Annotated in this window: 21 protein-coding genes; 5 read left to right on the forward strand and 16 right to left on the reverse strand. The window is 64.8% G+C overall.

The window, feature by feature from the left end; all coding sequences use genetic code 11:
* Window positions 1-8 precede the first annotated feature (8 nt).
* From lexA to ACEWQ0_RS11095, 14 genes are all read right to left on the reverse strand, one after another.
* A complete protein-coding gene (gene lexA / locus ACEWQ0_RS11030; RefSeq protein WP_476483604.1) occupies window positions 9-623 on the reverse strand; it encodes a transcriptional repressor LexA in 615 nt (204 codons plus the stop codon).
* A 35-nt stretch (window positions 624-658) separates the two neighbouring features.
* Window positions 659-1,201, reverse strand: coding sequence for a Slp family lipoprotein (locus tag ACEWQ0_RS11035; protein ID WP_476485358.1), 543 nt, complete (start codon window positions 1,199-1,201; stop codon window positions 659-661).
* Window positions 1,202-1,259: 58 nt separating this feature from the next.
* Entirely contained in the window at window positions 1,260-3,209 is a 1,950-nt protein-coding gene (locus tag ACEWQ0_RS11040; RefSeq protein WP_476485359.1) for a transglutaminase TgpA family protein, read from the reverse strand.
* 11 nt (window positions 3,210-3,220) lie between these two features.
* Entirely contained in the window at window positions 3,221-4,030 is an 810-nt protein-coding gene (locus ACEWQ0_RS11045; RefSeq protein WP_476483607.1) for a DUF58 domain-containing protein, read from the reverse strand.
* 155 nt (window positions 4,031-4,185) lie between these two features.
* On the reverse strand, window positions 4,186-5,136 hold the full coding sequence (locus ACEWQ0_RS11050) for an AAA family ATPase (protein WP_476485360.1): 951 nt from the start codon (window positions 5,134-5,136) through the stop codon (window positions 4,186-4,188).
* Complete coding sequence (locus ACEWQ0_RS11055) at window positions 5,129-5,467, reverse strand: 4a-hydroxytetrahydrobiopterin dehydratase (RefSeq protein WP_476483659.1); 339 nt, start codon at window positions 5,465-5,467, stop codon at window positions 5,129-5,131. The genes ACEWQ0_RS11050 and ACEWQ0_RS11055 overlap by 8 nt, the downstream gene beginning before the upstream one ends.
* A 14-nt stretch (window positions 5,468-5,481) precedes the next feature.
* Window positions 5,482-6,312, reverse strand: a complete 831-nt coding sequence (phhA, locus tag ACEWQ0_RS11060; protein ID WP_476483609.1) for a phenylalanine 4-monooxygenase — start codon at window positions 6,310-6,312, stop codon at window positions 5,482-5,484.
* Between the two features lie 491 nt (window positions 6,313-6,803).
* On the reverse strand, window positions 6,804-7,982 hold the full coding sequence (locus ACEWQ0_RS11065) for an acetyl-CoA C-acyltransferase (protein ID WP_476485361.1): 1,179 nt from the start codon (window positions 7,980-7,982) through the stop codon (window positions 6,804-6,806).
* Window positions 7,983-8,109: 127 nt separating this feature from the next.
* Entirely contained in the window at window positions 8,110-10,479 is a 2,370-nt protein-coding gene (locus tag ACEWQ0_RS11070) for a 3-hydroxyacyl-CoA dehydrogenase/enoyl-CoA hydratase family protein (protein WP_476485362.1), read from the reverse strand.
* A 124-nt stretch (window positions 10,480-10,603) separates the two neighbouring features.
* Window positions 10,604-13,042: an acyl-CoA dehydrogenase gene (locus tag ACEWQ0_RS11075; protein ID WP_476485363.1), complete on the reverse strand. Its 2,439-nt coding sequence runs from the start codon at window positions 13,040-13,042 to the stop codon at window positions 10,604-10,606.
* Complete coding sequence (locus ACEWQ0_RS11080; protein WP_476485364.1) at window positions 13,039-13,677, reverse strand: TetR/AcrR family transcriptional regulator; 639 nt, start codon at window positions 13,675-13,677, stop codon at window positions 13,039-13,041. The genes ACEWQ0_RS11075 and ACEWQ0_RS11080 overlap by 4 nt, the downstream gene beginning before the upstream one ends.
* Window positions 13,678-13,809: 132 nt before the next feature.
* A complete protein-coding gene (locus tag ACEWQ0_RS11085) occupies window positions 13,810-14,340 on the reverse strand; it encodes a GspH/FimT family pseudopilin (RefSeq protein WP_476485365.1) in 531 nt (176 codons plus the stop codon).
* A gap of 156 nt (window positions 14,341-14,496) precedes the next feature.
* Window positions 14,497-15,162: a YceH family protein gene (locus ACEWQ0_RS11090; RefSeq protein ID WP_476485366.1), complete on the reverse strand. Its 666-nt coding sequence runs from the start codon at window positions 15,160-15,162 to the stop codon at window positions 14,497-14,499.
* Between the two features lie 34 nt (window positions 15,163-15,196).
* The gene (locus ACEWQ0_RS11095; RefSeq protein WP_476483616.1) at window positions 15,197-16,375 is read right to left on the reverse strand and encodes a pyridoxal phosphate-dependent aminotransferase; all 1,179 of its coding nucleotides are present in this window, start codon (window positions 16,373-16,375) and stop codon (window positions 15,197-15,199) included.
* A gap of 115 nt (window positions 16,376-16,490) precedes the next feature.
* Here ACEWQ0_RS11095 and uvrB point away from each other — a divergent pair, with 115 nt between their 5' ends.
* The 4 genes from uvrB to ACEWQ0_RS11115 all read left to right on the forward strand — a co-directional run bounded on the left by uvrB (window position 16,491) and on the right by ACEWQ0_RS11115 (window position 21,315).
* Window positions 16,491-18,509 (forward strand): excinuclease ABC subunit UvrB, encoded by a 2,019-nt coding sequence (uvrB, locus tag ACEWQ0_RS11100; RefSeq protein ID WP_476485367.1) that lies wholly within the window; start codon window positions 16,491-16,493, stop codon window positions 18,507-18,509.
* A gap of 39 nt (window positions 18,510-18,548) precedes the next feature.
* Complete coding sequence (locus tag ACEWQ0_RS11105) at window positions 18,549-19,262, forward strand: ZIP family metal transporter (protein WP_476483618.1); 714 nt, start codon at window positions 18,549-18,551, stop codon at window positions 19,260-19,262.
* A 96-nt stretch (window positions 19,263-19,358) separates the two neighbouring features.
* Entirely contained in the window at window positions 19,359-20,702 is a 1,344-nt protein-coding gene (locus ACEWQ0_RS11110) for a hypothetical protein (RefSeq protein ID WP_476485368.1), read from the forward strand.
* Window positions 20,703-20,799: 97 nt separating this feature from the next.
* Entirely contained in the window at window positions 20,800-21,315 is a 516-nt protein-coding gene (locus ACEWQ0_RS11115; protein ID WP_476483620.1) for a type 1 glutamine amidotransferase domain-containing protein, read from the forward strand.
* Window positions 21,316-21,458: 143 nt separating this feature from the next.
* On the opposite strand, the gene ACEWQ0_RS11120 is transcribed toward ACEWQ0_RS11115, so the two are convergent.
* Window positions 21,459-21,779 carry a DUF4156 domain-containing protein gene (locus ACEWQ0_RS11120; protein WP_476483621.1) on the reverse strand — a complete coding sequence of 107 codons (321 nt, stop codon included), beginning with the start codon at window positions 21,777-21,779 and terminating at the stop codon, window positions 21,459-21,461.
* Window positions 21,780-21,921: 142 nt separating this feature from the next.
* Window positions 21,922-24,108, reverse strand: coding sequence for a TonB-dependent receptor family protein (locus tag ACEWQ0_RS11125; RefSeq protein ID WP_476485369.1), 2,187 nt, complete (start codon window positions 24,106-24,108; stop codon window positions 21,922-21,924).
* A gap of 171 nt (window positions 24,109-24,279) precedes the next feature.
* Between ACEWQ0_RS11125 and ACEWQ0_RS11130 the strand changes: the two genes are divergently transcribed.
* Window positions 24,280-24,816 carry a hypothetical protein gene (locus ACEWQ0_RS11130; RefSeq protein ID WP_476483623.1) on the forward strand — a complete coding sequence of 179 codons (537 nt, stop codon included), beginning with the start codon at window positions 24,280-24,282 and terminating at the stop codon, window positions 24,814-24,816.
* The last annotated feature ends 12 nt before the right edge of the window (window positions 24,817-24,828 follow it).

The raw sequence follows: 24,828 nt of genomic DNA on the forward strand, positions 1-24,828 counted from the left end.
CCGACCCGCTATGAAATGCGCCGCCGGATTACGCCAACGCCCAGTCCTTCGATCGAAAAGTCGTCAGAGGCGCGGACACGAATCGGCATATTGGCCGGATTTTCGGCCTGCAGGAGGATGCTGTTGCGGCGTCGTTGCAGGCGCTTGACGGTGACTTCGTCATTGATGCGCGCAACGATGATCTGCCCATCTGCGGCTTCCGGTGTGCGGTGAACCAGCAACAGGTCGCCGTCGTTGATGCCGGCCCCGATCATGCTTTCTCCGTGCACGCGCAGGGCGTAGTCGGGCGCTGGGTGGAAGTGTCTGGCATCCACTGCCAGCTCGTCTTCGAGGTTCTCGACGGCCAGTAACGGCGAGCCCGCGGCCACTCGCCCGATGATGGGCACGCTGCCCGACGTTGTCGACCGCGGCTGCCGACCAACAAGCACGATACCCCGTGCACGGCCGGGCCGCAGCTCGATGGCGCCGCGCTGTGCCAGGGCTCGAAGGTGGCACTGCGCGGCGTTGGGTGAGGCAAAGCCGAAATGCTCGACGATTTCCGCCCGCGTGGGTGGCAGGCCCTCGAACTGCGTGCGCTGTTCGATGAACTCCAGGATCTGCTGCTGGCGCGGCGTCAATTGCATCGCTTGACTGTATCAAAAAACAGCTTGTTGCGGTTTCAGTCAGTCAGAATGACGCTCCCTGAAATCTGCCAGCGTGAACGGGTCATCGGATAGCGGGCGTAGGGCCACCACGGGTCGTAGTAAAGCCATGGGCCGGTGTCGTGATGGATTACGACCTCCTCGGGCCAGAGGTACAGAGCGCGCGCCTCGACGCGTGGATAAATGTATTGAAACTCCCCGATATGGCCTTCGACAAAGCCGGTGAGCTCGCCCATGATCGTCAGATCGCGACCGGTCTCGAAAATCGCCGGGTCTTCGAAGCCATCGCGGCAGGCCAGAAAGCGCCCTTGGTGGCCGTCACCGGCCAGCGGTCGGGCACGTTTGTCCAGCGGCTGCGACAGCACTTCGATGCAGGTCTCTGCTTTGCCTGGTCGGGTGTCGACGATGTATCCACCCCAGCGAACCGTCTGCCCGACATCGTGGTCGCTTGATTCCTCGGGGGCGACAGCGATGACTTCGCCTTCGAGTGGACGGGGAATGCTTGCGCACCCGCTGGCGAGCAGAACGGTCAGGGCCAGACCGGCAACCAACTTGTTCATGGGGATCTCCTCCGGCATTTTCAGAGCGTCTTTGATCGTATTAGACGCCGAGACCGCCTCACGGTTCAAGCGCTGCTGTCAGAGGCAGGCGGCGCACTGCCCTGATGAAGTGCGCGCGGCGCTCGGGGTCGTTGAGCTCGCCGTAATGCAGCAGGCAATAGAGCCTGGCCAGCTCGCGCAGGCGCCCACCCGATTTCAGCTCGGGGGCCACGCGTCCGGCCCAGTCCAGGGGTGTTTCACCGGTAAGTGGCCCCAGCCCGCGCCGGCGCAGGCGTTGCCCCAGCCGCTGCCAGGCGCGAACCACCGGATCCGTTGAACCCGCGGCCGCGCGCAGCCAGAACCAGGCGATCCCGCCGACGAGCAGGCCGATGACGACGACCATGAACAGCGCCAGCCCCGTGCGCGAGAGATCGGGCAGGCCCATGAACCCCATCAGGCGCTGCTGGCGCGCGGCGTCAAAGCCGAGCACCCAGGAGTTCCACAGGTGTTGCAGGCGATCGTAGCGGTTGCGCAGCATCAGAAGCCAGTCGCGGTTGCCGCTGCCTCCGGCGACGCTGCCGGCCCCGCTTTCTATGCGGTCCGGAGACACCGCGGCGGTGGGGTCAACGCGAGTCCAGCCGCTGCCGGCCAGCCAGACTTCGACCCAGGCATGAGCGTCGGACTGTCTCACCAGCAGATACTCGCCGCCCTCCTGCCAGTAGCCGCCCTGGTAGCCGGTTACCACACGCGTCGGAATATTGGCCGCGCGCATCATGACCGCAAACGCCGAGGCATAGTATTCGCAGTAACCTTCGCGCAAGTCGAAAAGAAATTCATCGGCGCCATGGCGGCCGAGTGGCGCGGTGTCCAGGCTGTAGAAGAAGGGCTCTTCCCGCAGCCAGGCGAGTACGTGCTCGATGAGCGCACGGTCGCTGTCGAACTGCTGGCGCAGCTCAGCGGACATCCGGCGGGTACGTGGGTTGCGCCCCTCCGGAAGCTGCAGGGCCAGACGGCGAATGGTTTCAGGCAGCTGCGGCATGTCGGTGAAATCCGGATTGCTGCGCATCGAGTATTCGGTCAGCGTCGTGACCGGGTGGCGGCGGACGATCTGGAAGTCCATCGATATGCTGGCATTTTCCGGCTGAATGACGGGATAGTCGAGGGCAAACAACCAGCGTCGCTCGTGTGGCTCGAGCTGGACCGTATACCGATAGTCGTCACCGCCCGGCGCCACCTCCCTGGCGGGCGTGCGTGTGGGCAGGTACGAGCGCTCCCAGGTGTCGCCGTCGAAGCGCCAGAGTACGGGGCCGCGCCAGTAGCGCTGCTGAGGTGCTGGCGGCGCACCGTTGAACTCCGCCCGGAACGCCGGAGAGTCATCGATATACAGACTGGCGATGGCGCCGGGCGACATGCTGTCGGACAGGCCGGTCTTGCCGTCCATCACGCGGTCGGGCAGGCCCCAGAGCGGCTCGGCCAGCCGGGGGAAGGCGACAAACAGGACGAGCGCCATCGGCAAGGCGGCCAGAATCATGGCCGCTGCCTGTTTGGCCAGCGGTCGGGGCGGCAAAGGCTTGGCGGCATGACCGAGCTCGAGGCGCTGGATCTGCAGCAGGGCACAGAACACCAGCAGGACGCCGCCAAACAGGTAGGCAATGTAAACGAACCGCTCGCTGAAAAGAAACTGACTGGCGATGAGAAACAGCGACACCGACGCGACCATTCGCATGTCGCGCAGGCGTTTGAGTTCCAGCATCTTGGCGGCCAGCATCAAGCACAGCAGCGCGGTTGCTCCGCGCCGGCCCCACAGCCCGCCGAGGCTGATGATCAGCACGGCGATGAGGCCCAGGGTCAACAGCAGCCGCAGCCAGGTCGGCGGCAGCCGCCAGTGCCGCAGCGCTGCAACAACGCGCCAGCCGCTCAGCGCCAGGGCCAGCACGCCGAGCAGCGGCGGCATCGACAGCAGGTGGGGCAGGGCGGCCAGCAGAAAAGCCGCTGCCGTCCACGCCAGCGGCAAAGCCGGCAGGGCCATGGGGGTTGGCTTCACAGTTCGGCCAGGGCCCGCAGGCCGGCGTGCTTGTGTTTCTCGCCGCGGCCCGGCCCGAGCTGATCGGTTCCGGTGTCGAGCGACCAGCGGCGACCGTCGCCCTCCGCCCGCAGGATCCAGGCGGTGAGGATGCTGATGCGTTCCTCAGCGTCGCGCCCGGGCGTTGTTGCCAGGCTGAAGGCGAGGTCGCGAGCACGCTCCTGCCGGAACTCCCGTGACAGCAGCGTCCCGTGCCTCTGGCTGGCCTTCCAGGCGATCCGATGCAGCGGGTCACCCTCACGCCAGCGCCGCAGGCTGTGAAATTCATCGCCCTCTTCTCGGGCGGGCCGGTGCTGCCCGTGCTGCGCACTGCCTGTTTCCGGCAGCGGGGGTGCGTCGACGGCCGGCCGGGGCCACACCAGAAAAGCGGTGGTCGGCTCGAACCAGGACCAGGCGCGAAACAGCCCCAGCGGCTGGGTGGTGGCAATGCGGAGCCTGCCGGCGTGCTGCCATCCGCGCCGGGAGGTGGGCAGTTCGATGACGACCTTGCTCGAGCCGCCAGCCGGCACGCTGAACTGAGCACGAGCATTCGACGCGCTCAACACCAGGCCTTCACGTGCAGCCGTGCCGGGCTCGATGACCGCCAGATGCCAGCGGGCAGGGTCGCCGACATGGACCGGTTGTGCCAGGCCCTGAAGCAGTTTCAGGCCGCGCAAGTTGCGATACGCCAGCAGCATCGAGTTGGTCGCCGCTGAAGCGACGAGAAAGGTGGTCAGCAGACCGAGGTTGTTGTTGAAGTTCAGGCTGCCGATCAGCATCGCGGCCATGAGGATTCCCAGCATCCAGCCGAACCGGGTCGGCAGGATGAAGATCTGCCGATAAGCCAGGCGCAGGGGCAGATTCGGCCGTGTGCGTCGCCTGAACCAGCGAGCAACAGGATTCGCGGGCCGTGCGCCAGCCCGTGCACCGCTGGTCTGGCTCATCAGGGGACGGGCGTCGACTCCAGGATTTCCGCCGCCACGGCATCGCCGCTCATGTTCGATTCGGCCACCGGCTGAAGGCGATGTGCCGCCAGCGCCGGGAAAATGGCGCGGACGTTGTCGGGCAGGCAGAAATCCTGTTGCATGACCAGCGCGTGAGCTCGTGCCGTCTGGATCAGGGCCAGGGCTGCGCGCGGGGACAGACCCGCTTTGACTGCCGGGTGGGAGCGCGTGGCCGCAACCAGCGCCTGGATGTAGTCCAGCACCGGCTCGGAAACGTGCACAGCGCCGGCAAGCTCGATCAGTTGCACCACCCGCCCGGGATCGAGGACCGGCTGCACGCCCATGAGCAGGTCGCGGCGATCGGGTTCGATCAATAGTCGCCTTTCTTCGGCTGCCGAGGGGTAACCGACGCGGGTGCGCAGCAAGAAGCGATCCAGCTGGGAATCGGGCAGCGGATAGGTTCCGGTCAGGTCAAGCGGGTTCTGCGTGGCAATCACGTAGAACGGACGTGGAAGTTCACGCGTCTGGCCGTCCACCGTGACCTGGCCTTCGGCCATGGCTTCGAGCAGCGCTGATTGCGTGCGCGGCGTGGCCCGATTGATTTCGTCGGCAAGCACGACATTGGCAAAGATCGGCCCCGGTCGGAATTCGAAGCGCTCGCCTTCGCGCCGGAACACCGACACCCCGAGGATATCGGCCGGCAGCATATCGCTGGTGAACTGGATGCGCTGCCAGTTGCCTCCAACTGCCAGCGACAGAGCCTGGGCCAGCGTGGTCTTGCCAACGCCGGGCAGGTCCTCGATCAGCAGGTGGCCGCCGGCAAGCAGCGCCGAGAAGGCGAGGTCGATGACCTCGCTCTTGTCGACGATGATCTCGTTGACGGTGGCTCGTGCCCGGGCCAGATCTTCCGCCAGGGGGACCGTCGATCGGGCGGTTGATTGGCTACTCATCCAGCAGTGCGTTGACCTTGGCGGCGCAGATGAAGTCGTTTTCGCTCAAGCCCTCGATGGCGTGGGTGGTGAAGTGGATCAGGCAGAAGTTGTAGCCGGCCTCGAAGTCGGGGTGGTGGCCTTCCTGATTGGCCACCCAGGCCATCGCGTTGATGAAGGCCATCGTCTTGTAGAAGCCCTTGAACTCGAAGCGGCGGTAGATTCTCTTGCCGTCGGCATCGACCTGCCAGCCGGGAATCTGCGGCAGCAGTTCGTCGATACGATCGCGCTCGAGCGGATCGGTGCCGCCTTCACAGGGAACACACTTCTTCTCGGTCAGGGAATCGGTCATGGGGTCGGACATGATCAGGCTGCCTCCTTGTTCTTGGGTGGATAGGTGGGTTCGAACTCGCCCAGCGCGCGCGCCTTGCGGATCAGCGCAAGCAGATCGGCATTGGCCAGATCGAACAGGTCGTCCATGCGCTCGAGCACGTAATAGACCGTCTGGTAGATGTCGATTCGATAGGGTGTGCGAAGCGCGTCGATGGGATCGAACGGCCGACGTATCGGCTCGTCGCTTTCGAGCGAGTAGACGGTTTCGCCCGGCGATGAGGCGATGCCGCCGCCGTAAATGCTCAGCTGACTGCCGTTCTGGATCAGGCCGAACTCCACCGTGAACCAATACAAGCGTGCCAGGAAGACGCGTTCCTGCTTGCTGGCTTTTACGCCGGCCAGGCCGTAGGCGTGCGTGAAGTCGGCAAAGGCCTGATGCGTCAGCATGGTGGTGTGGCCGAAGATCTCGTGGAAGATGTCCGGCTCCTGCAGATAATCCATCGATTCGCGCGTGCGAATGAAGGAGGCGGCCGGAAACTTCTTGTCGGCAAGCAGCTTGAAAAAGCGGTCGAAGTTGATCAGTGCCGGTACCGGCGCCACTTCCCAGCCGGTGCGCTCGCGCAGTATGGCGGAGATTTCCTTCGGCTGGGGAATGCGATCGGCCGGAAGGTTCAGAACCTCCAGGCCGTCGAGGAACTCCTGGCAGACCCGGCCCTGCACCACCTTGATCTGGCGTTCATACAGTTCGCGCCACACGTCATGTTCTGCGTCCGTGTACGGGATGATGCCGTTTTCGTCCGGAACCTTGGCCTCGTACTTGGTTGGCTTGCCCATGAGTACCTCCTGGTAATTGATCCGTTTCATGTTATCACTTGTGGTGCGAGCGGCCTACGAGTGGGTAGGCGGCCAGCGGCGCAGGGGGAAAGAGGTGTGTAAGAAATTTCCTACATGCGGACGAGTGGATTTCCTACCTTGCGCCGGGTGGATTGCCGCTGTCGGCACGGCCGGGATCTTGAGAAACTGTACTTCAACGGCCTTGGCAGGTCAGCCCGTTGCTGGTACGGGCGCACCCAGGAGAGCCCCGACCGGGGTTCGCTGGGGGTTGAGGCGGCGCAATTTCCCCTGCGCCGCCTTTTTTTTCGAAACCGCTGCAAAACTACTGCGCGTGCGTCTGACGGCGTCCGGCGGTGCTCGTAATCTTCACGTATCAGCACATACACGCGCCACGGCTGCAGCCCGGCGCTTTTTGCGCTGCGCGCAAACCGCACCGTGCTTTCGCCTGCGCTGCGGTTTCTGCGCTCCGGCGGCCACCGTCAGACACCCGCTAGCTACGTTATCCAGCGGCTTTCCTTCTCCTAGAGTTTCTCGAAAATCCCGGCGGCGCCCATGCCGGTGCCGATGCACATCGTGATCATTGCGTAGCGCTGCTGGCGGCGCTGCAGGCCGTGAATGGCCTTGGCGGCCAGAACCGCGCCGGTTGCGCCCAGGGGGTGGCCCAGCGCGATGGCGCCGCCGAGCGGGTTGACCTTGTCAGGATCGAGCCCGGTGTTTCGGATCACCGCCAGAGCCTGAGCGGCGAAGGCCTCGTTGAGTTCGATCCAGTCCAGCTCGTCCTTGCCGATACCTGTCTGTTTCAGTACTTTCGGGATGGCCTCGATCGGGCCGATGCCCATCACTTCGGGCGGCACGCCGGCCACCGAGAAGCCACGGAACACTGCCAGCGGCTTGAGGCCCAGCTCCTTGATCACCCGTTCAGAGACCAGCACCAGAGCGCCGGCACCATCCGACATCTGCGAGCTGGTCGCGGCGGTGACCGTGCCCTTGGCGTCGAACACCGTCCTGAGCTTGCCCAGCACTTCGGGTGTGGTGTCGCGGCGTGGGCCCTCGTCGGTGTCGACAACCGTTTCGATCTCGCGGACCGTGCCGTCGGCGCCGGGGATCCGGTTGGTCACGGTGACCGGGCGGATTTCGGTGAACTCGCCGGCGTCAATCGCCTTGATCGCCTTCTGGTGCGACTGGTAGCCGAATTCGTCCTGATCCTCGCGCGAGACGCCCCACTTCTTCGCCACTTTCTCGGCGGTGATGCCCATGCCGTAGGCGATGGCCAGGTTGTCGTCGGTAAAGACCTTCGGGTTCATCGCCACCTTGTGGCCCATCATCGGCACCATGGTCATCGACTCGGTGCCGCCGGCGATCATCACGTCGGCCTCGCCGAGGCGAATGCGGTCGGCGGCCATGGCAATCGTCTGCAGGCCCGACGAGCAGAAGCGGTTGACGGTCACGCCGGGCACCGAATCGGGCAGGCCGGCCAGCAGGGCGCCGATGCGGGCGACGTTCATGCCCTGCTCGGCTTCGGGCATGGCGCAGCCGACGATCACGTCCTCGACGCGCGCGGGGTCGAGATCGGGTACTTCGGCCAGCGATTCGCGAATGACATGCGCCAGCATGTCGTCCGGACGATAGTTGCGAAAAGCGCCCTTGAACGCCCGCGCCACGGGCGTTCTGACGGCGGAGACTACGTATGCGTCACTCATGATTCGATTCCTTTGCCTGATTCCTTACAACATGGAACCATGGAGATCACGGAATTCACGGACTGTCTTGAACCGATTTTCCGTGCATTCCGTGATTTCCGTGGTTTCTCGTGTTTGATGGTTCGCATCAATTGCGCAGCGGCTTGCCGGTCTTGAGCATGTGGGCAATGCGCTCCTGGGTCTTTTCCATCGCGCACAGCTCCATGAAATGCTCGCGTTCAAGGTCATGGATCCACGCCTCGTCGACCTTCGAGTCGCGGTCGATCTCGCCGCCGCAGATGGCCGTGGCGATGCGCCGGCCGATCTCCTCGTCGTGCTCGGAGATGAAGTGCCCCTCGAGCATGTTGACCAGCAGCGTCCTGAGCGTGGCGATGCCGATATCGCCGGCGGCCGGGAAGCGGCGCCCGGCCATCGGCGGACGGTAGCCGGCGGCGGCCATCGCGCGCACGCCGTGGTGGGCGGCGTGCAGCAGCTCGTGTTCGTGCAGCACGATGCGATCGTGCGCGCGCAGATAGCCCATCTCGCGCGCTTCCATCGCCGAGCCGCTGACCTGGCCCATGGCGATCTGCTTGTAGCGCTTCTCCAGCAGGGGGTAGCTGTCGCCGGCCTTGGTGTCGTCGACGATCTGCATGGCCAGGGTGGCCAGGCCGCCGCCGGCCGGCACCAGCCCGACGCCGGCCTCGACCAGGCCCATGTAGCTTTCCAGGTGGGCAACGCGCATGGCCGCGTGCATGGCAAGTTCCAGGCCGCCGCCCAGGGCCAGGCCGCGAACCGCCGCGACCGAAGGCACGGATGCGTAGCGCAGCCGCAGGTTGACCGCCTGGAAGCCGGCAATCAGTTCGCGCACGCTGTCGAAGTCGCCTTGCTGGATCGCTTCGGCGGCGGCCTTGAGGTTGGCGCCGGCCGAGAAGGGGCCGGCGGGCTGCCAGATCACCAGGCCCTCGAAGTCGGATTCGGCCTGCTCGATGGCGGCGTTGAGGCCGTCGACCACGCCGTCATCGATCACCGCCATCTTGCCCTTGAGGCTGGCGATGAGAACATCGTCGTACAGGGTCCACAGCCGGATCGAGTCGGTCTCGTCAACGGTAGTGCCGGATTCGGTTTTCTCGCCCAGCAGGCGCACCGGCTGGTACTGGCGCTGGAATACCGGCAGATCCGGGCGCGGCAGGTAGCGCGCCTGATCGGCGGCCCAGGAGCCTTCGGCGGTGTGCGCGGCCTCGATCTTGCCGACCCAGTCGGGCAAATCTGCCTCGACGCCGGTGCGGCCCTTGGCAATATCCTTTTCGACCAGCTCGGCCATGGCCCGCCAGCCGGCCGACTGCCAGATCTCGAACGGTCCGACCTTCCAGCCATAGCCCCAGCGAATGGCCAGGTCGACTTCGCGCGCGCTGTCGGCAATCTCGGCCAGGTGGAAGGCGCAGTAGTGGAACAGATCGCGATGGATCGACCACAGCAGTTCGGTGTGCGGGTTCTCGCAGCGGGCCAGCGCGGCCAGTTTCTCGCCCGGGTCGCGGATCGAAAGTACCTTCTGAACCTCGTCGGGCAGCGCGTAGTCGGCGTCGCGATAGTCGCCCGATGCAGGATCCAGCACGCGGATGGTCTTGCCTTCCTTGCGGAAGACGCCCGCACCGGCTTTCTGACCCACGGCGCCGGCCTCGATGAGCTGCTTCAGCCAGGCCGGCTGCTTGAACCAAGCGTGCCAGGGATCTTTGGTGAGCTGGTCGTCCATCGTGTTGATGACGTTGCCGATGGTGTCCAGCCCGACCACGTCGGCAAGCCGGAAGGTCGCGCTCTTGGGGCGGCCGATGGCCGGGCCGGTCAGCGCGTCGACGGTGTCGAAGCCCAGGCCCAGGCGCTCGGCGTGATGCATGGTCGAGAGCATGGTGAACATGCCCACGCGGTTGGCGATGAAGTTGGCGGTATCGCGGGTGCGAACCACGCCCTTGCCCAGATTGCGCGTCAGGAAGTCCTCGAGCAGATCCGGCACCCTGGCGTCGGTGGCGGCGTGTGGAATCAGCTCGACTAAGTGCATGTAGCGCGGCGGGTTGAAGAAATGCACGCCGCAGAAGCGCTCGCGCAGGGGCTCGGGGAGCTCGTTGGACAGCTCGGTGATCGACAGCCCCGAGGTGTTGGAAGCGAAGATCGCGTCGTCGGCGATATGCTCGGCAATCTTGCCGTAGAGGTCGCGTTTGATGTCCATGCGCTCGGCCACGGCCTCGATGATGAAGTCGCAGTCGCCGAGCTGCTCGAGATTGTCGGCGAAGTTCAGCGGCCGGATGAACTCGGCCAGGTCCTTGCTGGCAAGCGGCGCCGGCTTGAGCTTGTCCAGGCGCTTGATGCCTTCTTCGGCCAGCCGGTTGCGCGGCCCGTCTTCGCTGGGCAGGTCGTAGAGATCGACCGGAATGCCGGCGGCGGTCAGATGCGCGGCAATCTGCGCACCCATCACCCCGGCACCGAGTACCGCGGCGCGACGTACCTGAAGCTTGTGATTCGTCATCTGTGTTCCTTCATGTTCCGAATTGGGTTCAATGAAAATCTGGAGCCACGGAGGGCACGGAAGTCACGGAGGTTTTCAAGCTCAAGATTCCGTGTGTTTCGTGCTCTCCGTGGTTTCTCGGGTTTTAGCTCGCCTTGGCCACCGGCGGCTGCATGGCCTGCTTGCCGCCGATTTGCTCGGGCGTGAACTCGTCGACGGCGATCACCTTCGCGGTCAGCTCCTGTGCGCGTTGGAGATCCGCGGCCTGTTCTTCGGTGATCACGCCTGCCGCGACGGCCTTTTCGACGACTCGGTCGACGTTGACCGGCGTCGGCACCGTCTTGAGCGCGTTGCGCACCGCCATCTCGGCGGGCGCAGCGGCAAGTGCCGCCTCGAAGGCTTGCGCCAGCAATCCGGTGGCGTCATCGGCCTGCGACTGATAGGCGCCGGCGATCAGCCGCTCTCTGCTGGCCGAGGCCTCCATGGTCAGCCGGGCGATGCGATGGGTTATACGGTCGTCGACCGGTCGCTGTCTGCGGCCCCAGGGGAACAGCAGCACGCGCAGCGGGCCGCCGAGCGCTGCGATCGGGAAATTCTGGAGTACGGCATGGAGCGCGTTCTCGACCTGCTGAAGGCTGTCGGCCACCGCCCACTGCAGCAGCGGCAGATCCTCCTCGGGCCGACCGTCATCCTCGAAGCGGCGCAGTGAGGCCGAGGCCATGTAGAGGTGGGCCAGCGCGTCGGCCAGCCTGCCCGAAAGCTTTTCCTTGAACTTGAACTTGCCGCCGAGGATGAGCAGGCACAGATCGCCGGCGAGCGTGAACGCGGCGCTGAAGCGGTTGAGCTTGCGGTACATACCGGCGGTGGAGCCCGACACCGGCGAGCGGCTCAACAGCCCCCCGGTCAGAGCCAGCAGCGGGGCGCGCACGAAGTTGGAAATGACAAAACCCATGTGCCCGAACAGCGCGCTGTCGAAGGCCTTCGGATCGTCGTCGGCGGCCGACATCATTTCCTTGAGCAGCCAGGGGTGGCAGCGGATCGCGCCCTGGCCGAAGACGATCATCGAGCGCGTCAGGATGTTGGCGCCCTCGACGGTGATCGCCACCGGAATCGACTGCCAGGGAATCGACAGGTAGTTGTTGGGCCCCTCGACCACGGCCTTGCCGCCGTGTACATCCATGGCATCGTTGAGCACGCGGCGATTGGCTTCGGTGAGATAGGCCTTGAGGATGGCCGACAGCACGACCGGCTTTTCGCCCTGATCGAGCGCGCTCAAGGTCAGCTTGTGCGTCGCCTCCATGCGGTAGGTTTCGCCGGCGATTCGCGCCAGCGGCTCTTCGATGCCCTCGAAGTGGCCGATGGGCTGCTTGAACTGGTAGCGCACCCGGGCATAGGCGCCGGTGACCATGCTGGCCAGCTTGCCGTTGGCCACGCTCTGGGCGGGCAGGGAGATGGCCCGACCGGCGGCCAGGCAGTGCATCAGCATGCGCCAGCCCTGGCCTATGCGTTCGGCACCGCCGATGATCCAGTCGAGCGGTATGAACACGTCTTCGCCGCGCGTGGGGCCGTTGAGGAAGATGCTGCCGCCGGGCCGGTGGCGATCGCCGACCTGCACGCCCGGCGTATCGGTGGGGATCAGCGCGCAGGTAATGCCCAGGCTCTCGCGGTCGCCCAGCAGGCCGTCGGGATCCTTCGCCTTGAAGGCCAGGCCGAGCACGGTGGCCACCGGCGCCAGGGTGATGTAGCGCTTGTCCCAGCTCACGCGCAGACCGAGCACTTCTTTGCCGTTGTGCTGACCCTTGCAGACGATGCCTTCGTCGGGCATGGCGGCGGCGTCGGAGCCGGCCAGCGGTGAGGTCAGGGCAAAGCAGGGGATGTCCTCGCCTTTTGCCAGGCGCGGCAGGTAGTGCTTCTTCTGCTCGTCGGTGCCGAAGTGCATCAACAGCTCGCCGGGGCCGAGCGAGTTGGGCACCATCACCGACACCGCGGCCGAGAGGCTGCGCGTGGCGATCTTGGTCACCACCGCGGCGTTGCCCTGCGACGAGAAGCCCAGGCCACCGTATTCCTTCGGGATGATCATGCTCAAAAAGCCCTTCTCGCGGATGAACTGCCAGGCTTCCAGGGGCAGATCCTTGAGCTCGGCGTTGATCTGCCACTCGTCGAGCATGGTGCACAGCTGCTCGACTTCGCTGTCCACGAAAGCCTGTTCCTCGCTCGAAAGGGCCGGTTTGTCGACCGCGAACAGCTTCTTCCAGCGCGGACGGCCGGAGAACAGTTCGGCATCCCACCACACCGTGCCGGCGTCCAGCGCCTCGCGCTCGGTGTCGGAGATCGCGGGCAGCACGGACTTGAACCAGCCGAACAGGCGGTCGGAGACCAGCACCCGGCGCAGCGGCCGGATGGCGGCCACGGCCAGGGCGATAAAGGTCAGCGCATAGAGTGTGATCACCGGCCAGGCGGCCGGCAGCCAGATCGTGCCGGCCAGGGCGGCGGCCGCGAGCAGCGCGGCCAGCCACGCCGGCGAGCGGAACCAGGCCAGCGCGAGCAGGCCGATGATGAGCGCGATGATCAACAACCAGGTCATGACGTTGTCTCCAGGGTGCGTCGAACCCGTTCAGGGTCGGGGCTTTCAATACTTCCGCGCAGGCCGGCGGCAGCGAACTGCGCCAGCTCCGCGGCGATGGTGCGGGTGTCCTTCAGGGCCGATTCGGCCATGGTCAGCGTCAATGCGCCGACGATGAAATCGAGCTGGTGGCGAAGGCGCGTGTGGTCAGCCTCGGGCAGAGCTGCGGCCACGGCCTCGGCAAAGCGCCGCATGACGTGGGCGTATTCCTGGCGCATGGCCTCGTGCAGCGCCGTGTCGCGATCGGCGAAGGCCCGCAGCAGTAGCTGCATGAAGCGCTGTCCTTCGGCATCGCCGCCCTGCGTGAACTCCAGGGCCGGTTCCACGAAGGCGTCGAGCACGGCTTCCAGATCGGGCCGACCGTGTCCGCTTTCGACGGCATCGAGCCGCTCGAGCCGGGCGGCGTTGAGGGCGTCGAGCCGGCGGCGGAAGATCGCCCGGATCAGCGCCTGCTTGGAGCCGAAGTAGTAGTTGACCGCGGCCAGATTGGCCCCGGCGGCCTGCGTGATCTGCCTGAGCGTGGTCAGATGAAACCCCTGTTCGGCGAACAGGCGCTCGGCGGCGTCGAGAATGCGATCGCGGGTCGAAACGGGCATGAAACGCTCGATTAAAACGAACGTTTTAATGCTACGCCGTACAGACACATCATGCAAGCGGGCGAGCGCGAAACCCCGGAAAGGAGCCCATCTGATAACGCCAAAGACGCAGAGGCGCCAATAACAAAATGCTCAACGGCTTTCGCACTCGGCCGGGTCGACCTCGCGCGTTGCGCGCACTCGGCCCGGGTTGGAGACGATCACCGCGCGGGCGGCCTGTGGATTATCCCTTGCGCAGACGCGGATGGTCAGATTGCTGCCGTAGGCGGCACCGCTGCCCTTGAAGCGGGCGCGCTTGCGGCCGCCGGAGTGCATGGTCTGCTCCGGAACCGCCTGGATCACCCGCAGCACGTCGTCGGTCTGCGTTGGTTGTCCGCTCTTGTCCCCGTCGAGATAGACGATCCAGCCTGCCTCCCAGCGATTGCCGCCGGTGCAGCTCAGGCCGTCACTGCTCGGGCAGGCCGCTACCGGGGCATTGCGGCGGATGGCTTCGCTGCGCGCGAACTGCAGCTGGGCGACGACGTGGTTCGTGGTCGCGGTCACGCGTTGCTGCATGACGAGGCGACCGAAGGCCGACACCACCAGGGTCAGAACAATCGCGAGGACGGATAAAGTGATCATCATTTCGATGACCGTGAATCCGGAGTGATCGGGCCGGTGCATGACAAACCTCCTCGACATCGCATGATTGGAGGCTTTGAGCATCACCCGGGGCCGCAGGCGTGGTCATCGGTGCGGTGCCGGTCGCGGGTGTAGGAAATCGCCGCGCCGCGCCGTCGGCGTGGTGCTCAGCGGGCCCGGCTGGCCGCTGGCGCGAGATCAGTCGCTGGCCAGGCGGGCTTCGAGGTCGGCCACCCGTTGTTCGAGCGCTTCGAGGCGTGCGGCCAGGTCCCTGTCATCGTCGGCCGCCATGGCGGGTTCCGGGGGCATTTGTGCCGCGATATCCACCGGACCGCACAGCAGGTGCATGTAGCGGTCTTCGCGCTGGCCGGAGCGGCGCGGCAGGCGAGTGGCCATGGCCGGCTCCTTCTGCGACAGCCGCTCGAGTGTGAAGGCAACGTCGTCGGCGTCATCAAAGCGATGGATGCGCTCGCTGCGGGTAAGCAGCTCGTTGATCGTCTGGGGTCCGCGCAGCATCAGCAGGGTCAGTACGGCCAGCTGGCCCCGCGTCAGCTCCAGCCCCTTTTCGGCGGTGTGCCGGTAGCGTTCGGCGCGCGAGGAAAACTGATGTCGCACCAGGCCCTTGCGCTCGAGCTCGCGCAGGGCCTGGCCGACGCGACCCGGCTCGAGCTTCATCACCGGGTCACGGCTGGACTTCTGGTTACAGGCTGTGGTGGTGGCGTTGAGCGTCAGCGGATAGGCATCCGGGGTGGTCGCTTCCTTTTCCACCAGGCAGCCCAGCACGCGTGCCTCAACGGCGCTGAGGCGAAGGCCTTGCGGTTCTTCGGTTTCGCCATGATGATGAGCGGTCGATTCGTCGTCCATGAGCTGCCCTTTTTGTGGTTGCCGGCGGCGGGTTCTAAAGCGCCTGGCCGATGCGTTCGATCGCGGTCTTGAGCGTGTCGAGACCGCAGGCGAACGACAAGCGAAGGTGGCCGGCGGTGCCAAAGGCCGTGCCGGGCACGGTGGCGACCAGGGCCTTGTCGAGCAAGTGTTCGGCCAGCTCGATGTCATCGTTGAGCCCCAGCTTCTCGATTGCGCCGCTGAAGTCGGCAAAGGCATAAAACGCGCCTTCGCCGGGCTCGCAGTGCACTCCCGGGAGCGCATTCAACGCCGGAATCAGCCAGTCGTGGCGCTGCTTGAAGGCCGCGCACATTTCGCCGACGCAGCTCTGGTCACCGTTGAGGGCCGCCACCGCGGCGGCCTGGCTGATCGAGCTGGGGTTGGAGGTGCTCTGACCCTGGATCTTTTTCATCTCTCTGATGATCGGCTCCGGCCCCGCGGTATAGCCGATGCGCCAGCCGGTCATCGCGTAGGCCTTGGAAACGCCGTTGACCACCAGCGTGCGATCGCGCAGCGCGGGCACGACCTGGGCGAGCGTCGAAAAAGGTTCATCAGCCCACCAGATGTGTTCATAGATATCGTCGGTGCAGATGACGATTCTCGGGTTGTCCAGCAACACTTCGCCGATGGCTGCAAGCTGTTCGCGGGTATAGGCGCGACCGCTGGGGTTGCTTGGTGAGTTGAGCACCAGCAGTCGGGTCTGGTCGGTGATGGAGGCCGCCAGCTGCGACGGCGTGATCAGATAGCCATTCCTGGCGTCGGTGTTGAGTATCACCGGCGCACCGCCAGCCAGTCGTGCCATGTCCGGGTAGGAGACCCAGTAGGGCGCGGGAATCAGGACTTCATCGCCTTCATCGACCAGTGCCTGCATCAAGTTGTACAGGCTCTGCTTGGCGCCGGTCGAGGCCAGTATCTGGTTGGGCTCGTAGCTGAGCTCGTTGTCGCGCTGCAGCTTCGAGATGATCGCCTGCTTCAATTCCGGCGTACCGTCAACCGGCGTATAGCGGGTCTGGCCGGCCTCGATGGCTTCGGCCGCGGCCTTGCGAATGTGGGCCGGGGTGTCGAAGTCGGGCTCGCCCGTGCTCAGCGAGATCACGTCCTTGCCGGCGGCCTTGAGTTCACCGGCCTTGGCCGCCATGGCAAGGGTGGCGGAAGGTTTGACCTGGCTGACGCGTGCTGCGAATCGAAAAGTCACGATAGAACTCCCTACTGATTTCTGTTGTTCGGCGACCGATGATGGCCACCCACGAGGACACGATGATGGTTGCCATTATAATGCCCCTGACGATGTTGACGAGTGAGCCGGACCAATGAGCAGGCGTTTTCGCATGGCGTCGAGCTATCAGCCGGCCGGCGACCAGCCGACCGCGATCGATGCGCTGGTCAAGGGGCTGGAAGCGGGCGAGTCACACCAGACCCTGCTGGGGGTGACCGGCTCGGGCAAGACGTTCACGATGGCCAACGTGATCGAACGCGCTCAGCGTCCTGCCCTGGTGATGGCACCCAACAAGACCCTGGCCGCGCAGCTCTACGGCGAATTCAAGGCCTTTTTCCCGGACAATGCCGTCGAGTATTTCGTCAGCTACTACGACTATTACCAGCCCGAGGCCTACGTGCCGTCATCAGACACCTTCATCGAGAAGGACGCTTCGATCAACGAGCATATCGAGCAGATGCGTCTGTCGGCGACCAAGGCGCTGCTGGAGCGGCCGGATTCGCTGATCGTTGCCACGGTGTCGTGCATCTACGGTCTGGGCGATCCCGGTTCGTTTCTGAAGATGACGCTGCCGCTGAAGGTGGGCGAGCCGCTGAGCCAGCGCGAGATCCTGCGCCGGCTTGCCGAGATGCAGTACTCGCGCAACGATTTCGAGCTCAGGCGCGGCACCTATCGGGTGCGGGGCGACGTCATCGACATGTTCCCGGGCGATTCGGAAATGGAGGCGGTGCGCGTCGAGCTGTTCGACGACGAGATCGAGCGCATCAGCTTCTTCGACCCGCTCACCGGCGAAGTGCGCGAGAAAACCGACGCGCTGACGATCTTTCCCAAGACCCACTACGTCACCCCGCGCCAGGTCGTGCTCGACGCCGTCGACGCAATCAAGATCGAACTCAGGGAGCGCCTGGAACACCTGGAAAAGGCCGGCAAGCTGCTCGAGGCCCAGCGCCTGGGTCAGCGCACCCAGTTCGATATCGAGATGATGCTCGAGCTCGGATATTGCCAGGGCATCGAGAACTACTCGCGCCACCTCACCGGCCGCCAGCCCGGTGATCCGCCGCCGACCCTGTTCGATTATCTGCCCAGGGACTCGATCCTGATCGTCGATGAGTCGCACGTGACCATCCCGCAGGTCGGCGGGATGTTTCGCGGCGACCGCGCCCGCAAGGAGACGCTGGTCGATTACGGTTTCCGGCTGCCTTCGGCGATCGACAATCGGCCGCTGACCTTCGAGGAGTTCGAGGAGCGGGCCCCGCAGATGATGCTGGTGTCGGCCACGCCCAGGCAGTGGGAATTCGATCACTCGACCACGGTGGCCGAGCAGGTCGTACGCCCGACCGGGCTGGTCGATCCCGAGGTCGAGGTGCGGCCGGTGGCCAGCCAGGTCGACGATCTGCTGTCGGAAATCGGAGATCGCGTCAGCCAGGGCGATCGCGTGCTGGTGACCACGCTGACCAAGCGCATGGCCGAAAACCTGACCGAATACCTGGCCGAGCACGACGTGCGGGTGCGCTATCTCCACTCCGACATCGACACCGTCGAGCGCGTCGAGATCATCCGCGACCTGCGCCTGGGCACCTTCGACGTGCTCGTCGGCATCAACCTGTTGCGCGAAGGCCTGGACATGCCCGAAGTCTCGCTGGTCGCCATCCTCGATGCCGACAAGGAAGGTTTCCTGCGTTCGGAAGGCTCGCTGATCCAGACCATTGGCCGCGCGGCTCGCAACGAGCGCGGCAAGGCGATTCTCTATGCCGACAAGACCACCAACTCGATGAAGCGCGCGCTCGAAGAAACCGAGCGTCGACGCGCCCGGCAGATTGCCCATAACGAAAAACACGGCATCACGCCGCAGACCATCCGCAAGAACATCGCCGACATCATGGCCGACGCCCAGCAGATGCCGGGCAAGAAGAAGCCGGCGCGCCAGGTGGCCGAGGAACGCGCCTCCGAGTACGCGATCGAGCCGGTCTCGCCCGAGGATGCCGCGCGCGAGATTGCCCGGCTCGAAAAAGACATGTTCAAGGCGGCCGAGAACCTGGAATTCGAGAAGGCGGCCGAGATTCGCGACCGCATCCACCGAATGCGCGATCAGGGCTTCAAGGTAGCGACCTGATGCCCCTGGCGCAAGAATCTGACGCGGAGGTGCCGCGCAATGCCTGACTGGATCATCGTGCTCCTGATCGCCACCGGCGCCGGCCTGAGCGTGCCGGCCGGCGCTTCGCTGGCGGCCGTCGAGAACTTCCGGCCCAACTGGCTCGAGGAGGAGCTGCGTCACTCCATCGTCGCCTTCGGCGGCGGCGCCCTGCTGGCGGCGGTTGCGCTGGTGCTGGTGCCCGACGGCATGGAGGAGCTGTCGCTGATCAGCGCCGCGCTCTGGTTCTCGCTCGGCGGAGCGGCCTTTCTGCTGCTCGACCGCGGGCTCGCGCGGCGCCGCACCTCGGCGAGCCAGTTCGTGGCCATGCTCGCCGACTTTCTGCCCGAGGCCCTGGCGCTGGGCGCCGTGTTCGCCATCGACCGCAGCACCGCACCCTTGCTGGCGGTGCTGATCGCGCTCCAGAACGTGCCCGAAGCGTTCAACGCCTACCGCGAGATTCGCGACAGCACGGCCACCTCGCAGGCAGCCGTGCTGGTCACCTTCTCGGCCATCGCGCTGCTCGGCCCGGCCGCCGCGCTGGCCGGGTTCTTTCTGCTCGCCGATCAGCAGGCGATCGTCGCGGCGATCATGTTGTTCGCCTCCGGCGGCATCCTCTACCTGATCTTCCAGGACATCGCGCCCCAGGCGCGGCTCGAGCGCCACTGGGCGCCGCCGCTGGGCGCCGTGGCCGGCTTTCTGATGGGCATGATCGGGCACGGGCTGACCGGCTAAAGCACAGTACCGGCGGTTCCAGAGCGCGTTTGAAATCGACCAGGCGTGTGCTGCATTCTATAAGTAGGGGTATTGATTCACAGTGGAGGCAGAGTAGTGGCTTTGCGTGTTTTTTGGTTTTTTGTACTGTTGCTTGCGCCGTATTTGGTTCTTGCGGGTGAGCCGGCTTGCGAGAGCGATACGCGCAGCGACGACGAGCGCCTGACCGAGCTGATGGCCATCTCCAGTGCGTACGATTATTCCGAAGGCGAGACCGGCGGTCTCGCCGAACAGCTGGCCGCTGGCTTCCGCGCGCTGTGGTGCGACAAGGCCTACGGTTCAGACCTGACGCAGGCGAGCGACGGCGAAGTCTCGATTCGGCTGCGGGCCGTCCGGAACGCGTCATTCTATGCTCGTCCAGACTGGATACTCGAGCGACTTCGAGCGGCCGTGGATGAGGCCTATTCGCGTGAGCTGGCCGATGCCGGGGAATTGGCTCGGCTGCTCAGGGCTTATCAGGCGGCGGGTCGCTACGAGGCGGCGCGTGAAATCAGAGCGCAGTATCCGGATGTCGAGCTGCCGGACGTGCCCGAACGGGTCGCCCCGTCCGAAAAGCGCCCCGATAGCGGGCTGAAGATCTGGCGGGTGGAGAACGAGGCCAACCGGCTGCGCGGCGAGTGGCTGACGCTTGAAGAACCGAAGCTCCTGGTCGTCACAAGCCCCGGCTGCAGCTTTTCTCGGGCGGCGGCTCAGGAGCTGCCGGCCGACGAGACGCTGGGCGCTTTGATTCGCTCGCGCTCCGTCTGGGTGGCAGGTCCATCCATGAATGGTACTTTTCATTCCCTCGCGCACTGGAATGACCACTATCCGAATGTGCCCACCGTGCTGGCTGACGATCCGGCCGGCTGGCCGGTTGCCGAATTCGGCTCGACGCCCCAGTTTCATTTCGTGCGCGACGGCGAGATCGTCCACACGCTGGTCGGGTGGCAGGGTGGACCCGAGGGGTTCAACGCGATCGCCGAGGGATTCGATCAGCTTGGCCTGCTCGACGCTTCACAGTTGCCCGATGACGTCTTCGCTTACACCGACAAGCCTTCTTACATACGCGGCTGCCCCGAGCGTGACGAGGCGCGCGAGCGCATCCGGGCGAACGCCACCATCAACACGCGCGAAGACCTTGATCGTCACCTGACAGAACTAGCGGCCGGCGCCGGCTCGCCGCTTACGATGCTTTCGACCGAGGGCCGCAAGCGCTTTGTCGCCAGCATGTATTTTGCGGAAGACGGGGCTCTCATGGGCTTCCGGCACGACGAACTGGAAGCGCAGCTCGAACCGCGCGAGATCTACGAGCTGACGGCGATGTTCGGGCGCCAGTACGCCTACGCAGGCCGGCTCTTCGATGCCGATGCGCTCAGCGAGGAGGAGCAGACCCTGAACGCCATGCTGAACTGCCAGCTTTGATTTCCCGGGCCGGCAGCGATCTCGTTTGCTCGCGCCCTTGATTCTTCACCGATGCGCATGCATTACTGTCATACAGCACTCTCGACAGGAGGCATGAATGACCATCAGCAACAAGCACATCGCGATTCTCGCCGAAGACGACTATCAGGAACTGGAGCTGCATTATCCGCGGCTACGGCTGATCGAGGCCGGCGCGAAGGTTTCGGTGCTCGGTGCCGGCAAGGATGAATACCACAGCGGCAAGGGCTATCCGGTCAGGGTCGATGCCGACGCATCAAGGGTCAAGGCCGATGATTTTGATGCCGTGGTAATTCCCGGCGGCATGGCGCCGGATCGAATGCGCCGGCATCGCAGCATGGTCGATCTGGTACGCGCCGCGAACGCGGCCGGCAAGCCGGTGGCCTGGATCTGCCACGGCGGCTGGATGGCTGTTTCGGCCGACATCATCCGCGGCAAACGGGCTACTTCGTTTGCCTCGATTCGCGACGATATGGTCAACGCCGGCGCTGACTGGGTCGACGAAGAAGTCGTCGTCGATGGCAATCTGATCAGCAGCCGCGTCCCCGATGACCTGCCGGCCTTCTGCAAGGCGATCCTCTCCGCCCTGGACTAAGGAAACTGACGGAGAGCGTAGCGAGCGAGTGTCTGACGGTGTTCGCCGGAACGCAGAAGCCGGAGTGTACAGATCGATACATGAGCATTTCGAGTACCGCAGGACGCCGTCAGACACTCGTGCAGCAGCTCTCCGGCAGTTTCCTAGCGCTTGCGGCAGCGGTAGATGATGAACCGCTGTTCACCGTCGCGCAGCGGGCCATCGGCGACGATGGTGTCGCCATTGAGTTCCCGGGCGCTGTTGCGCGCCAGGTCTGCCAGTTCCCCAGCCACTTTGTCCGCGCTGCGTTCGACGCCGGCCACCCGGCTGCGCACGGAAGTGGTGGTCACGCCCAGGCGTTCGCAGTTGCTGGCTCTGGAGCTTTCAACCAGGCGCACGCTATCGGCGCCCGGGTCAAGCTCCACCCAGCTGCAGCCAAAGGTCAGCATCAGAACCGAGCCGCAGACAAGCAGTGCATGTTTCATTCTGGAAGGCCTTCTGTGTCGGGGAGGGTCATGGGAGCATCACGATAGGTGCACTGCAGTGCAAGCGTCAACCCGGTCAGCGGCGAAGCCCGGCCCGCCGCGCGGCGGGCCGGGCTTCGCCGCAGAACGGCTGCCCGAGCGGTCAGAAGCGATAGTCGATGCCGACCATGCCGGTGCGCGGCTTGTTGGGGCGAGCACCGTGGGGCAGGCGCGAGATGATGACCTGTTCATCGAGCACGTTGTCGACCTTGACGAAGGCGGTCACGCTTTCATTGATGGCGTAGCGCGAGATCCAGTCGACCACGAGCAGGGACTCGGTGCGATCGAAGGGGTCACCGGTTCGATTGCAGCCGACCTGGACGCAGGTCTCGTCCATGTACTTGGCGACAAAGTGGTTGTCCCATCCGGAGGCATGCTCGAAGCCAAGGCGCAGGCTGAAGATGTTTTCGGGAATATCGGCCAGCTTGTCGCCATCGGAGACGCCGGAGACCGCGTTGTCGGCGCTGATCTTTGCGCTGCTGTAGGTGTAGTTGAAGCTCAGCGGGATGGTCAGGCCACCGCTGCGCCATTCGTTGCCAAGCTGGAACTCGACGCCCTTGACCACGGCCTCGCCGGTCACAAAGCTGCCGCTGGTGGCACCATTGCTGCAGGGGCTGGCGTTGGAGCAGACCTCTGCCTGGTTTTCGAAGTCGCTGTAAAAGCCGACCAGCTCCACAAACAGGTTGTTGCGGAAGTGGCGCCAGCCGAGCTCGTAGTTGAGACTGGTTTCCGGCTCGTCGGTTTCTTTGGCGCCGCCGCCCAGCGGTGCAAAGCCACGGTGTACACCGGCAAGCAGCTGATTCTGCTCGCTGAAGTCCCAGGTCAGCGAGGCACCCGGCAGCCACTCGCGGGCGCTGCTTTGACGTCGTGCCGGCAGGTCGGAGCGATCCGGCGTGTCGAATTGTCGTCGATAGGTTTCCGCATCTTCGTATCGCAGCGCCAGATCAAGCCGGAAGTCGGGTGTGAGCTGCCACTGATCGAGCGCCCAGAAGGCCTGGGCGTCGGCGCCTTCAAGACGGTTGTTGCCGCCGGTGGGGGAGATTCGATCCTGTAGAACCAGCTGACCGTTGATCTGGTCGTATACTTCTGCGGGCTGGAAACGGTCCATGCGGTCGCTGTGGTCACGTGCGCCGATGAGCAGGCGATGATCGGCCAGCCGGGCGTCGACTTCCAGCTCCAGTCCGTAAGACTCGTACTCGCGGCTGTTGTGCTTGTAGGTCAGATCCTGGGCATCGATTTCACCATGAAGTACGCCCAGAGCGTGGTCGTCGCCGGCATTGGCGGCATCGACGAGAGCGCCGAAGCTGCCCTTGAACCAGTCGCGCGCGAATTCGTTGTGGTAGGCGAGTGCCGACAACGTCAGCTGATCGCTCAGGTCGAAGTCCCAGGTCAGCGAAAAGCCCTGGTGGTCATTATTCATCTGATCCGGCTCCGACAGGCCGTAGCGCCGGTTGGGGTTACGTTCGAAATCGGCGTCGGTCAGGCCGGTATAGGTTTCGTTCGAGGTCTCCTCGGAGTATTGGGCCTTGGCGAGCAGGCTGTGGCGCCCGCCGGTCCAGCCGAACTTGAGCATGTAGCTCTGGATGTCGAAACCGGTGTCGCGGCTGCTGCGATCAATGTCCTTGAAGCCCTCGCTGCTGCGATAGACGGTATCGACCAGCCAGCCAAAACCGCCTTCGCGCCCGCCCAGCCAGGCGTGCGTGTTGTGCTCGCTGTTCTCTCCCAGAGTGGTCAGAATGCGACCGCTGGTGTCGGTGGGAATCGGTGTGCTGACCAGGTTGATCACCCCACCGGTCGTCTGCGGGCCGTATCTGAGCAGCGGTGCGCCCTTGAGCACTTCGACGGCGTGCATCTGGAAGGCCTGGGGGAAATAATAGGCCGCCGGGTTCGAGTAGGGCGCCGGTGCGATCAGTACCCCGTCTTCGAGTAGCGTGAGCTTGCTCGAGCGGCCGCCGGCGGCGGCACGAATGCCGATATTGGGCCGCAGGCCCTGTCCGTCTTCCTCGCGAATATAGACGCCTGGCACCGTCTTGAGCAGCTGATTGACGTCGGTCTGCGCTTCGATTTGCAGCTGCTGTGGATCGATGACGGCGCTGGTTCCGGCCGTCTGGCGGGCGTCTTCGCGGCTGCCGACCACGCGTACCCGGTCGGGCAGCATGAGTGCGAGCGGCGCGCTTTCATCGGCCGGGCGCACTTGAGCCTGTGATTGGGGGGTCTCGTTGGGATCCCGGGCGTACCCGGGGGCGGCAATGCTCAGGGCCAGGCCGGTGAGCAGAAGGGGTCTGATCACGAAGTTGCTCCTTTCTTGGTCGAGGTTTCAGGGTGGATTTGAGTAGCGCGGCGCAATTCTAAATGAAAATGATTTGCATAAGCAACCGCGTTTGTTTCCGCCTGGCGGCTGGCGGAGTCGGAGCTGAAATCTCGTTAAAGCATTACTGTTGTCAAAAAAGAGCGCAGGGCCATGAATCAGGCCATCGGAGGCGGATTGAACGGGCTCACCTATCATCAGGGTTGGGCGAATCTGACCAACTCGGATGCCGCTGAGATCGTCGCGTTCTGGCGCCGGGAGAAGGCGCTTCCCGGTGGCCAGGACCCGCGCCGGCGCGTCAGTCAGGTGGTGATGTTCGCGCGCGATGGCGAGGGCAGGATCGCGGCGGTGGGCACGGCCGTACCGCAGTGGCCCGATCAACTGGGGCAGCCGGTTTATTACTATCGAAGCTACGTTGCGCCGCAGTGGCGACATACCCGACTCGTCTACAACCTGCTTCGCAAGAGCGTACGCTTGTTGGAGGAGGATGCCCGCAGGCACGACTGGCCCTGCATCGGCGTGTTGCTGGAGCTGGAAAACAAGCGCTTCGGCGAGACCGGCCGGATGCCGGTGTGGCCACGGATCGAGTTCGTCTATATCGGGCGCAGCCCGCGCGGTCTGGAATGTCGCGTCCACTGGTTCCGGCGCGCGAAGCTGAAAGACCCCGAAGAGAAGGCGACGGGTTACTAACCCGGCATCAAA

Source organism: Wenzhouxiangella sp. YN9 (assembly GCF_056324165.1).

What these genes read in the sequence shown, in the direction of transcription:
- lexA (WP_476483604.1), bottom strand. Translation starts at nt 623, where the DNA reads ATGCAATTGACGCCGCGCCAGCAGCAGATCCTGGAGTTCATCGAACAG.
- ACEWQ0_RS11035 (WP_476485358.1), bottom strand. Translation starts at nt 1,201, where the DNA reads ATGAACAAGTTGGTTGCCGGTCTGGCCCTGACCGTTCTGCTCGCCAGC.
- ACEWQ0_RS11040 (WP_476485359.1), bottom strand. Translation starts at nt 3,209, where the DNA reads ATGGCCCTGCCGGCTTTGCCGCTGGCGTGGACGGCAGCGGCTTTTCTG.
- ACEWQ0_RS11045 (WP_476483607.1), bottom strand. Translation starts at nt 4,030, where the DNA reads ATGGCCGCGATGCTGATCGGCAGCCTGAACTTCAACAACAACCTCGGT.
- ACEWQ0_RS11050 (WP_476485360.1), bottom strand. Translation starts at nt 5,136, where the DNA reads ATGAGTAGCCAATCAACCGCCCGATCGACGGTCCCCCTGGCGGAAGAT.
- ACEWQ0_RS11055 (WP_476483659.1), bottom strand. Translation starts at nt 5,467, where the DNA reads ATGACCGATTCCCTGACCGAGAAGAAGTGTGTTCCCTGTGAAGGCGGC.
- phhA (WP_476483609.1), bottom strand. Translation starts at nt 6,312, where the DNA reads ATGAAACGGATCAATTACCAGGAGGTACTCATGGGCAAGCCAACCAAG.
- ACEWQ0_RS11065 (WP_476485361.1), bottom strand. Translation starts at nt 7,982, where the DNA reads ATGAGTGACGCATACGTAGTCTCCGCCGTCAGAACGCCCGTGGCGCGG.
- ACEWQ0_RS11070 (WP_476485362.1), bottom strand. Translation starts at nt 10,479, where the DNA reads ATGACGAATCACAAGCTTCAGGTACGTCGCGCCGCGGTACTCGGTGCC.
- ACEWQ0_RS11075 (WP_476485363.1), bottom strand. Translation starts at nt 13,042, where the DNA reads ATGACCTGGTTGTTGATCATCGCGCTCATCATCGGCCTGCTCGCGCTG.
- ACEWQ0_RS11080 (WP_476485364.1), bottom strand. Translation starts at nt 13,677, where the DNA reads ATGCCCGTTTCGACCCGCGATCGCATTCTCGACGCCGCCGAGCGCCTG.
- ACEWQ0_RS11085 (WP_476485365.1), bottom strand. Translation starts at nt 14,340, where the DNA reads ATGCACCGGCCCGATCACTCCGGATTCACGGTCATCGAAATGATGATC.
- ACEWQ0_RS11090 (WP_476485366.1), bottom strand. Translation starts at nt 15,162, where the DNA reads ATGGACGACGAATCGACCGCTCATCATCATGGCGAAACCGAAGAACCG.
- uvrB (WP_476485367.1), top strand. Translation starts at nt 16,491, where the DNA reads ATGAGCAGGCGTTTTCGCATGGCGTCGAGCTATCAGCCGGCCGGCGAC.
- ACEWQ0_RS11105 (WP_476483618.1), top strand. Translation starts at nt 18,549, where the DNA reads ATGCCTGACTGGATCATCGTGCTCCTGATCGCCACCGGCGCCGGCCTG.
- ACEWQ0_RS11115 (WP_476483620.1), top strand. Translation starts at nt 20,800, where the DNA reads ATGACCATCAGCAACAAGCACATCGCGATTCTCGCCGAAGACGACTAT.
- ACEWQ0_RS11120 (WP_476483621.1), bottom strand. Translation starts at nt 21,779, where the DNA reads ATGAAACATGCACTGCTTGTCTGCGGCTCGGTTCTGATGCTGACCTTT.
- ACEWQ0_RS11130 (WP_476483623.1), top strand. Translation starts at nt 24,280, where the DNA reads ATGAATCAGGCCATCGGAGGCGGATTGAACGGGCTCACCTATCATCAG.